Source organism: Streptomyces sp. col6 (assembly GCF_008042035.1).
Taxonomy (GTDB): Bacteria; Actinomycetota; Actinomycetes; order Streptomycetales; family Streptomycetaceae; genus Streptomyces.
Window position 1 is genome coordinate 397,882 of record NZ_RDBL01000006.1, and the last position, 13,921, is coordinate 411,802.

Consider the following 13,921-nt stretch of genomic DNA (forward strand, 5'->3'; position numbering starts at 1 on the left):
GGTCTATGTGTTCGAGCTGGAGCCCGCCACCGGCGCCTACACCTCGACTGGAATCTTCCACGACCGGATGAAGGTGTCGGTCCCGTTCACGGTCGACCTCGACCTCGGTGCCATCACGCCGCGCCGCCGGGCGGCGGACCTACTGCGGGTCCGCCGCCCGGCGGCGCGGCGTGATGGCACCGAGGTCGAGGTCGACCGTGAACGGGACCGACACCTTCATCCGGTCGTGGAAGATTCCAGTCGAGGTGTAGGCGCCGGTGGCGGGCTCCAGCTCGAACACATAGACCACGGCACGGCCGTCGTGGTTCTCCACCCGCCAGAAGTGCGGAATTTTCGCCCGCGCGTACTTCATCGGCTTGGTTTCCCGGTCACGCGACCGTGACTCCGGCGACACGACCTCGATGGCCAGCTGGACGGACGTGGCGGGGAAGCGGGTCTGATTCGGATCCTGGATGATCTCGCCGTCGACGACGATCACGTCGGGTTCGGGCCGGTTGTAGCGGTCGATGTCGATCGTGAACTCACGCACGACCTCCAGGCCGGGCGGTGCCAGTGACTGCAACTGCCAGTTGAAGAAGTCAACCGCCCGAGTATGGAAAAGGGTCTGCGGACTTACGAAGACAAGGCTCCCGTCGATCAGCTCCGTGTGCGGAGGCAGATTCGGGAGTGTGTCCAGGTCATCGGCGGTCCAGCCGCCCTCGGGCGGGACCGCCCACCGCGGTTCCGGGACCTCGGGTTCGACGCTCATCAGTGCTCCCATGGACGGAGTCTCGCGGGAGCTTTCAGCGTATCCGCCGGGAACCGGAAGCGGCTCCCCTGAACGTGTGAACGACTCACGCGCCCTTGACCGCCACCCCCCGCCCCGCATAAGCCCGCACATCCGCGTCCGGGTCCGAAACCGCCCCCGCCAGCGCCTCCCGGGCCCCCGGTGCGTCCCCGTGACGCAGCAGTGCCAGGACCGCCGCCTTGCGGACGTCCGCGTTCGGGTCGGCCAGCGCACCGGTCAGCGGGCCCACCGCGTGGGCCGGGTCCGCCGGGGTCAGGGCCCTCGCCGCGCCCGCGCGGACCTGCCAGGCCGGGTCGGTCAGGGCGGCCACCGCGCGCGCCGCGTACGGCTCCGGGCAGCCCGTCTCCGCGAGCGCGCCCAGGGCCGCCGCGCGGACCAGCGCGTCCGGGTCGTCGAGCAGCGGGGCGAGCGGGGCCGGGGTGGGGGAGTGGACGGCGGCCAGGCCCTTGGCCACCGCGACGCGCACCTCGCGGGCCGGGTCGCCCGCCGCACGGGACAGCTCGTCCACCGCGTCCACCGAGACCAGTGCCCGTACGGTCTCCACGCGTACGTCCAGGTCCGGGTCGTCCAGCGTGTCCGCGTACAGCTCCGCGTCGCCCAGGCGCAGGGCCCGCAGGGTGTCCAGGGCGGCGGCGCGGACCACCGCGTCGGGCGAGGAGAGCGCGGCGACCAGGGGGGTGCGCAGCTCCGGGGACGGGGGCAGGACCTCGACCAGTTCCCGCAGGGACGCGGCGACGGCGGCCCGGCGGACGGCGGGGTCGGGGTCGTCCAGGTAGGGCGCGAGGGCGGCCAGTTCGGCTTCGCCCTCGCTCAGGGCCAGCAGTTCCAGGATGCGCGGCGAGGTGGAGACGGCGGCTTCGGAAGCACCGGGCGCCGCCACCCGTACCGACGCCGACACCGGTGCCGCGTCCCGCGCCCCCGCCGTGCCCACCCCCTCCGGCTCCACCGTGCCGATCCGCCGCACCTGGCCCCCGGCCGGGGCGAAGCCCTCGACCGGGACCAGGTACGGCGCCACCGGGCGGGCGGTGAACTCCATCGCGCCGGACGGGGACTTGTACAGGTCAAGGTGGTGGAACCAGTCCGCGTCGTCCCGTTCCGGATGGTCCGTGCGCTCGTGGTAGAGCCCCCAGCGGGACTCCGTACGGGCGAGCGAGGAGCGCGCGGCCATCTCCGCGCAGTCCCGGATGAACGACACCTCCGCGCACCGCATCAGCTCGTGCGGGGTCGTCGCGCCCATCTCCGCGAGGTCTGTCCGCATGCGCTCGAAGGACTCCAGGGCGATCGACAGCCGGGCGCCGGACTTCGGCGGGGCCACGTAGTCGTTCACGAAGCGGCGCAGCTTGTACTCGACCTGGGGCTGCGGCGGCCCGTCCGGGTTGCGCAGCGGCCGGTAGATCAGCTCGTGGGCGTCCCGCAGCTGATCGGCCGGCAGCTCGCCCTCGTACGCCGTGAAACGGGCCGCGTCCGCGCCCGCCAGATCGCCGAAGACGAACGCGCCGATCATGTAGTTGTGCGGGACGCACGCCAGGTCACCGGCCGCGTAGAGGCGGTCCACCGTGGTGCGGGCGTGGTCGTCGACGCGGACGCCGGACGCGGAGTGGCCGCCGCACAGGCCGATCTCGGAGATGTGCATCTCGATGTCGTGGGTGCGGTAGTCGTGCCCGCGCCCGGCGTGGAATGTGCCGCGCGTCGGGCGTTCCGTGGAGTGCAGGATCGTCTCCAGCGCGCTGACGGACTCCTCCGGCAGATGGCTCAGCTTGAGGTAGACCGGCCCCCGGTCGGAGGCCACCTCGGCCGCGAACTCGGCCATCATCTGGCCCGACCAGTAGTCGGAGTCCACAAAACGCTCGCCGTGCCGGTTGACCTGGTAGCCGCCGAACGGGTTGGCGACGTACGCGCAGGCCGGGCCGTTGTAGTCCTTGATCAGCGGGTTGATCTGGAAGCACTCGATGCCGGTCAGCTCGGCGCCCGCGTGGTACGCCATGGCGTAGCCGTCGCCCGCGTTGGTCGGGTTCTCGTACGTACCGTAGAGGTAGCCGGAGGCGGGCAGGCCGAGGCGGCCGCAGGCACCGGTCGCGAGGATCACGGCGCCCGCGCGGACCGTGACGAACTGCCCGGTGCGGGTGTTGAAGCCGGCCGCGCCGATCGCCCGCCCGTCGTCGCCGGTGAGGACGCGCACGGGCATGACGCGGTTCTCGATGCGGATGCGCTCGCGCATCTCGCGCCGCCGCAGCTGCCGGTAGAGGACCTTCTTGACGTCCTTGCCCTCGGGCATCGGCAGCACGTACGAGCCGGAGCGGTGGACCTGGCGGACCGCGTACTCGCCGTGCTCGTCCTTCTCGAACTTCACCCCGTACGACTCCAGGCGCCGCACCATGCCGAAGCCCCGCGTCGCGGTCTGGCGGACGGTCGACTGGTCGACGATGCCGTCGTTGGCGCGGGTGATCTCGGCGACGTAGTCGTCGGGTTCGGCGCGGCCCGGGATCACCGCGTTGTTCACGCCGTCCATGCCCATGGCGAGCGCGCCGGAGTGGCGGACGTGCGCCTTCTCCAGCAGGAGCACGGAGGCGCCGTGCTCGGCGGCGGTGAGGGCCGCCATCGTGCCGGCCGTGCCGCCGCCGACGACCAGCACGTCGCAGGAGAATTCCTCGGCGTCGGCGAGGGCGGGGATCTGCACGGGGGTGCCTTTCAGTGAGATGTCAGAGGGTGGTGAGGGATTCCAGGACCTCGCGGCGCAGCGCGACCGTCGCCGGATCGGTGTGCGCGGCCCGTTCGCGCGGACGCGGCACCGGCAGCACCCGGCCGCCCGGCAGCAGGGCCACCCGGTCGCCGAGGAACAGCGCCTCGTCCACGTCGTGCGTCACGAACACCACCGTGGCGCCGCTGCCCCGGAGCACGTCGACGAGCAACTGCTGCATCCCGGCCCTGGTCTGGGCGTCCAGCGCGCCGAACGGCTCGTCCATCAGGACCGCCCGGGGCCCCGCCGCGAGGGCGCGGGCCAGCTGGACGCGCTGGCGCTGCCCGCCGGAGATCCGGTGCGGCAGCTTCGCCGCGTGCTCGGCCAGACCGACCCGGGCCAGCCACTCCTCGGCGCGAGTCCGCCGCTCGGCGCGCCCCACGCTCCGGATGGCCAGGGGCAGTTCGACGTTGGCGCGGACCGTGCGCCACGGCAGCAGCGCGTCGTCCTGGAAGACGAGGGCCCGTTCGGCGCGGGGCGCGGTGACGGGCTCGCCGTCCTCGGTGACCTCGCCGCCGAGGGCGGGGAGCAGTCCGGCCAGGGTGCGCAGGAGCGTGGACTTGCCGCAGCCGGACGGGCCGACGACGGCCAGGATCTCGCCGGGCACGACGTCCAGGTCGATGCCGTCGAGCACGGGCGCCCCGGCCCGGCCGAGCGCGGCGCCGCGCAACGTGAGCCGCAGCCCATGAGTCGTGTCAGCGGTCATGAGCGCACCCGTTCCTGTGCCGTACGGACCGTGGGGGCGGCGGTCGCCGCCGGGGCGGGGCGGCGGCGCACCGGGGCGGCCGGGCGGCTCTCCGTACGCGGCAGCCAGCGGGTCAGCCGGCGGCCCAGGAGTTCCACGGCCGTGGAGGTGAGCCAGCCGAGCAGGCCGATGGTGGCCATGCCGACGAAGACCCCGGGGTAGTCGACGACCGTGTAGTCCTGCCAGGTGCGGTAGCCGACCCCGTACTCGCCGGAGATCATCTCGGCGGAGATCACGCAGATCCACGACACCCCGATGCCTACGGACAGGCCGCCGAGGATGCCGGGGAGCGCGCCGGGCAGCACCACGGACCACAGGACGCGCCGCCGGCCGCCGCCCATGGTCAGGACGGCCTCCTCCCAGACCGGGGTCAGCGCCCGCACCGCGTGCCGGGTGGAGACCATGACGGGGAAGAACGCGGCGGTGCAGGTGATGAAGACGATGCCCTGCTCGTTGCTGGGGAAGAGCAGGATCGCGACCGGGACGAGCGCGATGGCCGGGACGGGCCGCAGCACTTCGAGGACCGGGCCGAGCAGATCGGCGGCGATCCGGGAGCGGGCGACGGCCGTGCCGACGGCGACCCCGAGGACGGCGGCCAGCGCGAAACCGGTGACGATCCGGGTCAGGCTGTCGGTCAGGTCCTGCCAGTACGCGTCGCCGGACACCCGGTCCGCGAAGGCGCGGGCGACCTCGGTGACCGTCGGGAACTGCTCGAAGCGCAGCCACAGATTGATGTCGTAGGAGGTCAGCGCCTGCCACAGCCCGAGGGCCGCGACCAGCGAGAGCACCCGCCGTACGAGGGACCACCGCCCGCTCATGACGCGGACCCGGCGCGTTTCAGCGCGGTGGCGTACGGGACGGTCCGGGCGCCGGGGTGGGCCGCGATGTCGGCGCGCGCCGCCGACTCGGTGACGTACGGCCGCAGTTCCGTCCCGTCCGCGACCCACACCGCGCGGTCCGCGAACCACAGCGTGCCGGTCTTCGCGTCCGGGACGTAGGCCGCCCGGACCGTGTCGCGGTGCGCGGCCACGTACCGCAGGACTTCGGCGGAGGTGGTGAAGGCGGTGGTGGTCTCCTTGCCCTTCAGCCACACCTCGCCCCCGCGCCGGGCGGGCGGCCCCGCGGCCAGCGCCTTCGCGTAGCCGGAGCCGTACACCCGCTTGATGTACCGGTCGTCGACGAAGGCGTCCACATCCACGTCACCGACGAGCTTCGCCGAGGTCAGCACCGGGACGTCCTTCTTCAGGGCGGCGATCAGCGCGGGCTTGAGCGTGGTGTCGAAGGTGGCGATGCCCTGGGCGCCGTTGTAGAGGTGGACGACCTCGGCGGGCAGGCCGGTGGCCTTCGCGACGGACTCGGATGCGGCGACCGGGTGCCCGTGCAGATAGGCCGTCGCCCGGCCCTGGGCGCGCAGGAAGTCCTCCACCACGGCGGACCGCTTCTCGGCGAAGTCCTCGCTCACGGTGACCCCGTGGAAGGTCGGCAGGTTCAGCTCGGCGCCGTCGTACAGCGCCTTGGCCCGGCCCTGGAAGGCGAGCAGCCCCGGCCAGGCCACGAACTGCGACAACGCGTCCGCACTGCCGGCCTGGAGCGCCGAAGCGCCCACGGCGGGCTGCTGGTTGAGCTTGCGGATGTCCTTCTCGGGGTCGAGCCCGGCCTGTTGCAGGGCGCGTACGAGGGTGCCGTCGGCGGCGGAGCCGACGCTCGTGGAGACCTTCTTGCCGCGCAGGTCGGTGAGCGTGCGCAGCTTCGAACCGGGGCCGGTGACCACGGTGTTGAGGCCGCCGGACAGGTTGTAGCCGGTGACCGAGACGAGCCGGGTGGGCCGCTTCAGCTGGACGCCCCGGGCCGCGTTGATCAGCAGCGGGAAGTCACCCATCGAGCCGATGTCGATCTTCCCGGCCGTCATCTGGGCGGTGATCGGGGCGCCGGTGGCGTAGTCCTGCCACTCCACCTTGTACGTGACACCGTCCCGCTTCCCGCGCTTGCGCAGCTCGTCCTCGAAGTAGCCGAGGGAGCGCAGCAGGGTGCCCGCGGTGACGGTGTTGATGGTCCGGGACTGGTAGCCGACGGTCACCGTGACCGTACCGCTGTCGTCCGCGCTGGCCCCGCCGCCGCAGCCCGTGGTGAGCGTGAGGAGCAGCGCGGCCAGGGCGCCGGATGCTGTGCGTCGCATGGGAGTCGGGGCCTTTCAGCGCAGGAGGTAGGGCATGCTGACGGTGACCGCGCCGGTGGGGCAGCGGGCGGCGCACGGGCCGCAGTACCAGCACTCGTCGACGTGCATGTACGCCTTGCCGCTGTCCTGGTGGATGGCCAGGGAGTCGAGCGGGCACATGTCGACGCAGAGGGTGCAGCCGTCGATGCACTTCGACTCGTCGATGGTCACGGGCACGTCGGCCCGCTGGGGCGCCAGAGGCATGGCGGGGCTCCAGGGAAGGGTGTGCGGGAGGGTGGGGTGGGTCAGCGGGACCGGTGCAGGACGCCGTCCATGCTGATGCGGTCGCCGCGGAAGCGGATGAACTCCAGGTCGACCGGCCGGCCGTCGGCGAGCCGGGTGAGGCGCTCCAGCATCAGGACGGCCGAGCCGCGCGGGATCTCCAGGACGGCCGCGGAGTGCGCGTCGGCGTTGACGGCCTCCAGGGTGATGTCGGCGTCGCCCAGCCGCTGCCCGGTCAGGGACTCCAGCAGCCGGAACACGTCGGTGTTCTCCAGGTCGGCGCCGAGCAGCCCGGCGCCGACGTCCATCGGGACGTAGGTGAGGTCGAGGGAGAGGGGCAGCCCGTTCAGCAGCCGGCGGCGCTCGATGTAGAGCACGTCGGTGTGCTCGGCGAGGCCGAGCCGCCGGGCGACCGGGGCCGGGGCGGGGACGGGGCCGACGGTGCGGACCTCGTTGGTGACCCGGCCGTGTTCGCGCAGGGTCTCGGCCAGGCCCTGGAGCCGGTCGAGCGCGTGCGGGTACTTCTCGGCGACGACGACGGTGCCGACGCCCGGCTGCCGTTCGACGAGCCCTTCGCCGCGCAGCAGGTCCAGGGCCTGGCGCACGGTGTTGCGGGAGACGCGGTAGTCGTGGCCGATGGTGTCCTCGTAGGGCAGGACACCGCCGGGGAACGCCCCCGTGCGCACCTGGTGGCGCAGCAGGTCGGCGAGGAGCCGGGCACCGTCCGCACGCAGCCGGCGCCGGCGGGCGGCGGCGACGGGCACGGTGTGCTCGCGGGTGCGTTCGGCTGGCATGCGCTGGACCATACCGACGGGGTGCGGGAGTTGGTGTTGCCGGAGTGTTGCGCCATCAAGGAGACCCGGCGGAACGCCTCTGACCTGCGGTGACGGGACCGGCCGAGGGAGGATCCGCCACCCGCCGGTCCGGCATGCGGACCGCGCCCGGCCGCACCCGGGACCGGGCGCGGCCGGGGCGCCGGGTCAGGCCGCCGGCACGACCCGGCCGGTGACCTCGCCGAGGCCGACGCGGGTGCCGTCGGGTCCGGGGGCCCAGGCGGTGAGGGTGACGGTGTCGCCGTCCTCCAGGAACGTCCGCTTGCCGTCGGGCAGTTCCAGCGGGTCGCGCCCGTTCCAGGTGAGTTCGAGCAGGCAGCCGCGCTGGGAGGGCTCGGCGCCGCTGACGGTGCCGGAGCCGTAGAGGTCGCCGGTGCGCAGCGAGGCGCCGTTGACCGTCATCTGGGCGAGCTGCTGGGCGGCCGTCCAGTACATCGTGGAGAACGGCGGCTCCGCGACGACGTGCCCGTTGACCGCGACGGAGATCCGCAGGTCGTAGCCGCCGGGCTCGTCCTCGTCCGCGTCGTCCAGATAGGGGAGGAGCGGGAGGTCGCGGGCGGGCGGGGCGGTGCGGGCGGCGTCCAGGGCCTCCAGCGGGGTGACCCAGGCGGAGACGGAGGTGGCGAAGGACTTGCCGAGGAACGGGCCGAGCGGGACGTACTCCCAGGCCTGGATGTCGCGCGCCGACCAGTCGTTGAGCAGCGAGACGCCGAAGACGTGCTCCCGGAAGTCGGCGAGCGGCACGGCTGTGCCCTGCGCGGACGGGGTGCCGACGACGAAGCCGACCTCCGCCTCGATGTCGAGCCGCACGGACGGGCCGAAGACGGGCGCCGGGTCGGCGGGTCCCTTGCGCTGGCCCGCCGGGCGGACCACGTCGGTGCCGGAGACCACGACGGTCCCGGCGCGCCCGTGGTAACCGATGGGCAGGTGCTTCCAGTTGGGGGTGAGCGGCGTCTCGGCGTCGGGCCGGAAGATCTGGCCCACGTTGGTGGCGTGGTGCTCGCTCGCGTAGAAGTCCACGTAGTCCGCGACCTGGTACGGCAGGTGCAGGGTGACCGCGTCCAGGGCGTGCAGCAGGGGCTCCATGTCCGCGCGGTGGGCGGGGACCGTCACCCACGCGGTCAGCGCGCGGCGCACATCGCGCCAGGCGGTGCGCCCGGCGGCGAGCAGGGCCGTCAGGTCGGGCTGCGCCAGCAGTTGGGCGTACGGCGAACCCAGGGCGAGCGCGGCGGCCCCGGCGTCCAGGACGTGGTCGCCGATGCGGACGCCGACGCGTGGCTCCGGCCGGTCGGGGGTGGAGAACACGCCGTACGGCAGGTTGTGTGGGCCGAAGGGATCGCCCTCGGCCACATCGAGCGGGCTGCTCTGCTCGGGCATCTGTCGCTGCCTCGCTTTCCGGTTCGCTTGGGTGACACGTTACGTCGGGGCCGTTGACCGGGCGGTGTGCCTGACGGCCGCCACCCGGACGGTGCCCCAACCATCCCCAGTGCCCCGGAAAGTACGCCTCACCTGTCGTGTCACCCGGACGTGCGCGGAATGCTCTTCTCCCAGGTCCGGTGGAAGACGACCTCGCCGCCCTCGGTGCAGACGACCTCGTTGACGGTGTGGAAGTCGTCCGCGTCTGCGGTGATCTCCGAGCGGGTGTCGATCTGCACGTCCCAGGACATCTCCGGCCGGTGCAGCCGGATCGTCCAGTCGGACCGGGTGCGCGCGGAGAGCGGGTCGTCCTCCTGGATCGTGTACGTCTCCAGCGCGTCCTCGGTGAATTCGAGACCGTCGGGGTAGACGCGCGTGCCGCCGTAGCGGGGGTCGACCTCCAGCTTCCACTCGCCCGCGGCGACATCGCGGACGACGAGGCGTTCGGGGCGCGGCGGGTCCAGCGTCTCCGGGAAGACCACACCCAGCGGTTCGGACTGCTCGGGTTCCTCGAAGCGGATCGCGGGGTCCTCGGTGTGCCGGCGCACGGGGAGTTCGAGGAGGCTGCCGTCGGCCTCCAGGGTGAAGCCCGCCGAGCCCGCCTGCGGCCAGATCCAGGGCCAGTACGAGGAGGAGAGGGCGAGCCGGATGCGGTGGCCGGGCGGGAAGGTGTGCCCGATGCCGTTCAGCTCGAAGGTCACGTCCTCGGTGGCGCCGGCCGGCCAGTCCTCGGTGCGGTCGCGGCCCTTGCGGGCGGCGAGGTTGAGGGCGCCGCGCGTGACGAGGGTGGAGGAGCCGTCGGGGGCGACGTCGCAGAGCCGGGCGACGGCCTGGCCGCGCTTCCCGTCCATCGTGATGCGCAGGCTGACCCTGGGCCGGCCCAGGATCTCGATCGGCGCGTCCGCGACGGGGAACTCGAAGCAGAGCGACTTGGCGTCCTCGTCGCGCTGGTCCGGCGGCAGGTCGGCGTCGTTGCCGAAGGGGAAGAAGCGCCCCGCGTCGAGCCCGGTCTGCTGGGGCGAGCGGACGATCTGCGGCCCGCCCTGGAGGGCGTACGCCACCGGGGTGACGTTCTCGGACGGCCAGCTGGTCTCCCCGACCCAGCGGCCGGGCAGCGTCTCGTAGACCGTGGCGGGCCGGTGCGACTCGCTGATCCAGGACCGCAGCAGCGGCTCCTCCATCACTCCGGTGTCCTCGTCCTTGAGGTGCTGGTCCCACCAGCGCAGGGTCTCCTGGAGGAAGCCGATGGCCGGTCCGGGCGGCAGCCCCCGGTCGGGGTACTGGTGCGACCAGGGGCCGATGATCCCGCGCACCTTCGCCGGGTCCAGGTGCTCGACGAGCCGGAGCACGGTGTCGCGGTACGGGTCGTGCCAGCCGCCGACCGCGAGGACGTTCGCCTTGATCGCCGAGTAGTCCTCGCAGACGCTGCCGTGCTTCCAGTAGGCGTCCCGGGTCTGGTGGGAGAGCCAGGTGTGGATGAAGGGGTCCACCGCTTCGAGCCGGTCCAGCCACATCTGCCGCCAGTCGTCGCCGACGTCCGCCGGATCGGGCGGGCGGCAGACGAAGGCCAGCATGGTGGCCGCCCAGGCGTGCATGTCCACGGCGAGGACCGAGCCGCCCATGTAGTGGACGTCGTTGTCGTACCGGTCGTCGGCCGAGCACACCGTGACGATCGCCTTCAGCGGCTCCGGGGCCAGCGCGGCGATCTGGAGCGAGTTGAATCCGCCCCAGGAGATCCCGAACATGCCGACCCGGCCCGAGCACCACTCCTGCTGGGCCAGCCAGTGGACGACCGCCACCCCGTCGGCGAGCTCCTGCGCGTCGTACTCGTCGCCCGGCATGCCCTCGCTGTTGCCGTGGCCGCGCACGTCCACCCGGACGGAGGCGTAGCCGTGTCCGGCGTACCAGGGATGGCGCTGCCAGTCGCGCGGCGCCGTCCAGTCGCTCAGCCGGTACGGCAGGTACTCCAGCAGGGCGGGCACGGGTTCGTCCGTGACCGGCCGCCAGATCCGCGCGTACAGCTGCGTGCCGTCCGGCAGCGGAATGTAGAGGTCCTCGTGGGTCGTCTCGTACGGGAACGCGGTCTGGATGTGCATGGGCGTACCTCAGTGGACGGGGTGCATGGTGCGCTTGAGCCAGGGGGCGGCGGCGATCACGGCCACACCGGCCGCCACCGCGACAGCGCCATTGACACCGAAGTAGGCGGGGTTGGACACCTCGCCGTACAGCTTCACGATCTGGGCCTGGATGCCGTTGGCGAGGGCCAGCGAGAGGAACCAGAGCGCCATGGTCTGGCTGGCGAACGCCTTCGGCGCGAGCTTGGTGGTCGCCGACATGCCGGAGGTCTCCAGCAGGATGTCGCCGAGCCCGAGCAGCAGATACGAGCCGACGATCCACCAGGCGGCCATCTTGTACGTGTCCGAGGCGTGCCCGGAGGTGGGCAGGACCATCAGCAGGAACGAAAGACCGCCGAGGATCACCCCGATCGCGATCTTGTTGGACGCGTGCGGCTGGCGCGGCCCCATCCTCGCCCAGACGGCCGCGACCACCGGAGCGAGCAGCACCTCGAAGGCGCCGAGCGCGGAGGCGTACCAGCTCGCCGGGAAGTGGAAGCCGAAGATCTCGGTACGGGCGTTGGTCGACGCGAGCAGCATCATCGTCGAGTACGCCTGGAAGAGGATGAAGTTGAACACCACGGAGGCCAGGAACAGCACCACGTACGGGCGCAGCCTGCCGCGCTCCTCGGGGGTGACCCGGGGGCTGCGGAACATCACCACGAAGTAGACGACCGGCGCGATCACCGAGATCAGCGTGAGCACGTCGACGAACCGGTCCATGGTCAGCCAGCCCGCCAGGGCCAGCGCGGTCGCCACCGCCGCGACCACCACGGCCCCGACGGCGATGAGCAGGACCGCGCGGCGCATGGGCCCGGGGGCCAGCGCGTATTCGGCGGCGTGCTTTCGCCCGGCCAGGTGACGGCGGCCCGCCACGTACTGGATGAGGCCCAGCGTCATGCCGAAGGCGGCGGCCGAGAAGCCCCAGTGCCAGCTCGCGTGGTCACCGAGCCAGCCGGTGATCAGCGGGCCGAGGAACGCGCCGATGTTGATGCCCATGTAGTAGAGGGCGAAGCCCGCGTCCCGGCGCTCGTCGTCGGTGCGGTAGAGCTTGCCGACCATGGTGGCCACGTTCGGTTTGAGCAGGCCCGTACCGGCGCTGATCAGCCCGAGGCCGACCCAGGTCATCGCGTCGGTGGGCACCGCCATGGCGTAGTGCCCGCAGGCGATCAGGATGCCGCCGTACAGCACGGCCCGGTACGAGCCCAGGATGCGGTCGGCCAGCCAGCCCCCGGCCACCGAGACCAGATAGACGAGCGTGCCGTACGCGGCCGAGACGGAGGCGGCGGTCCCGGCCTCCATGCCCATGCCGCCGTGGGCGACCGTGTCCGCGAAGTAGAGGACCAGGATCGCCTGCATGCCCAGGAACGAGAACCGCTCCCACACCTCCAGGCCGGACAGGGTCATCAGACCCCGTGGCTGGCCGAAGAACGCGTGGTCGTCGGCCGGGGGCGGCTGCGCCGGTTCGGTGTCTGCTGCTGTGTGGGACAAAGCGGCAACTCCTGATCGTATGAGCTGATCCCGAACATACCGGCGGTGGCGGGAAGGCGCCCACGGTGATCCAAAGGGGACCGGATACGCTGACTTGAGTGATGACAACGACACATCGACATTCCGTGTGATCGTCAGCAGACAGGAGATCCCCTCGTGACCGTCGTCGGGCCGTTCGGACTGAGCGTGCGGGACCAGGCTCTTGAAGCCGGTGTCCAGGCCGGTTTGGCTGCTGTCGAGTCGGGCCTGCTCGATGCCACCAAGAGCGACGTGCCGTTCATCACGGAAGCCGCCCAGCACCTGGTGCGCGCGGGCGGCAAGAGGTTCCGGCCGCTGCTCGCGATGCTGGCCGCCCAGTTCGGCGACGCCGACGCCCCGGGCGTGGTGCCCGCGGCCGTCGTCGTGGAGCTGACCCACCTCGCGACGCTGTACCACGACGACGTCATGGACGAGGCCGACGTGCGGCGCGGTGTCGCCAGTGCCAATTCCCGCTGGGGCAACTCGGTCGCCGTGCTGACCGGCGACTTCCTTTTCGCGCGCGCCTCGCACATCCTGGCCGACCTCGGCCCGGAGGCCGTCCGCATCCAGGCGGAGGCCTTCGAGCGCCTGGTCACCGGTCAGATCCTGGAGACTGCGGGACCGCGCGACGGCCGCGACCCCGTCGAGCACTACCTCGACGTGATGCGCGGCAAGACCGGCTCGCTGATCGCCGTCGCCTGCCGCTTCGGCGCGATGATGGCCGGCGCCGACGAGTCCACGACGAACATCCTCACCCAGTACGGTGAACGGCTCGGCGTCGCCTTCCAGCTCGCCGACGACGTCCTGGACATCGCCTCCGACTCCCACGAGTCCGGCAAGACCCCCGGCACGGACCTCCTCGAAGGCATCCCGACCCTCCCCGTCCTCCACCTCCGGGCGCAGGCCGAGGCCGACGGCAAGCCGGACGACCTCGCCCTCGTCGAACTGCTCGACGGCGACCTCAGCGACCCGGACACGCTCACCGAGGCGCTGCGCCTGCTGCGCGCCCACCCCGCGCTCGCCCGGGCCCGCCGGGACACCGTCCGGTACGCCCAGGAGGCGCGGGCCACGCTGAAGCCGCTGCCCGAGTGCTACGCGAAGCTCGCGCTGGAAGAGATGTGCGACGCGGTCGTCCACCGCGCCGGCTGAGGCCCCGGGGTCCATGGCGCCCCAACCCCTACTGGACGGCGGAGAATCGGGCCTCCGCCGTCATACCGAAGAGGTACGCGGAGTTGCTCCCGGGGGCTGACGCTTCGGGCCGCCCGATTTGGTCAGATGGAGAACAACCACTCCTGACCAAAACGGGTGAGAATGGCGGCACGGAGTGGACGAGTGCATCCCGA

At 72.3% G+C, this 13,921-nt stretch carries 11 protein-coding genes and 1 pseudogene; 2 read left to right on the plus strand and 10 right to left on the minus strand.

All coding sequences use genetic code 11. The features are described 5' to 3' along the window. Positions 1 to 139 (plus strand): annotated as a pseudogene (locus tag EAO73_RS36365) (Uma2 family endonuclease); the annotation flags it as partial. Here EAO73_RS36365 and EAO73_RS05805 read toward each other — a convergent pair. The 10 genes from EAO73_RS05805 to EAO73_RS05850 form a co-directional block, all read right to left on the minus strand. Continuing rightward, entirely contained in the window at positions 140 to 748 is a 609-nt protein-coding gene (locus tag EAO73_RS05805) for a Uma2 family endonuclease (protein ID WP_147970387.1), read from the minus strand. Positions 749 to 833: 85 nt separating this feature from the next. Then, positions 834 to 3,464: a fumarate reductase/succinate dehydrogenase flavoprotein subunit gene (locus tag EAO73_RS05810; RefSeq protein ID WP_147970388.1), complete on the minus strand. Its 2,631-nt coding sequence runs from the start codon at positions 3,462 to 3,464 to the stop codon at positions 834 to 836. A 22-nt stretch (positions 3,465 to 3,486) separates the two neighbouring features. Next, positions 3,487 to 4,230 (minus strand): ABC transporter ATP-binding protein, encoded by a 744-nt coding sequence (locus tag EAO73_RS05815; RefSeq protein WP_147970389.1) that lies wholly within the window; start codon positions 4,228 to 4,230, stop codon positions 3,487 to 3,489. Continuing rightward, positions 4,227 to 5,087, minus strand: a complete 861-nt coding sequence (locus EAO73_RS05820; protein ID WP_147970390.1) for an ABC transporter permease — start codon at positions 5,085 to 5,087, stop codon at positions 4,227 to 4,229. The genes EAO73_RS05815 and EAO73_RS05820 overlap by 4 nt, the downstream gene beginning before the upstream one ends. Beyond that, positions 5,084 to 6,445, minus strand: a complete 1,362-nt coding sequence (locus EAO73_RS05825) for an ABC transporter substrate-binding protein (RefSeq protein WP_147970391.1) — start codon at positions 6,443 to 6,445, stop codon at positions 5,084 to 5,086. The genes EAO73_RS05820 and EAO73_RS05825 overlap by 4 nt, the downstream gene beginning before the upstream one ends. 15 nt (positions 6,446 to 6,460) lie before the next feature. Continuing rightward, entirely contained in the window at positions 6,461 to 6,688 is a 228-nt protein-coding gene (locus tag EAO73_RS05830; RefSeq protein WP_147970392.1) for a ferredoxin family protein, read from the minus strand. A gap of 41 nt (positions 6,689 to 6,729) precedes the next feature. Then, a complete protein-coding gene (locus tag EAO73_RS05835) occupies positions 6,730 to 7,500 on the minus strand; it encodes a GntR family transcriptional regulator (RefSeq protein ID WP_224756188.1) in 771 nt (256 codons plus the stop codon). Between the two features lie 186 nt (positions 7,501 to 7,686). Beyond that, complete coding sequence (gene fahA / locus EAO73_RS05840) at positions 7,687 to 8,916, minus strand: fumarylacetoacetase (RefSeq protein ID WP_147970394.1); 1,230 nt, start codon at positions 8,914 to 8,916, stop codon at positions 7,687 to 7,689. 140 nt (positions 8,917 to 9,056) lie between these two features. Further along, positions 9,057 to 11,051: a CocE/NonD family hydrolase gene (locus EAO73_RS05845; protein ID WP_147970395.1), complete on the minus strand. Its 1,995-nt coding sequence runs from the start codon at positions 11,049 to 11,051 to the stop codon at positions 9,057 to 9,059. Between the two features lie 9 nt (positions 11,052 to 11,060). Beyond that, positions 11,061 to 12,560, minus strand: coding sequence for a peptide MFS transporter (locus EAO73_RS05850; protein WP_147970396.1), 1,500 nt, complete (start codon positions 12,558 to 12,560; stop codon positions 11,061 to 11,063). Between the two features lie 156 nt (positions 12,561 to 12,716). Between EAO73_RS05850 and EAO73_RS05855 the strand changes: the two genes are divergently transcribed. Further along, positions 12,717 to 13,727, plus strand: a complete 1,011-nt coding sequence (locus EAO73_RS05855; RefSeq protein ID WP_147970397.1) for a polyprenyl synthetase family protein — start codon at positions 12,717 to 12,719, stop codon at positions 13,725 to 13,727. Positions 13,728 to 13,921 lie beyond the last annotated feature (194 nt).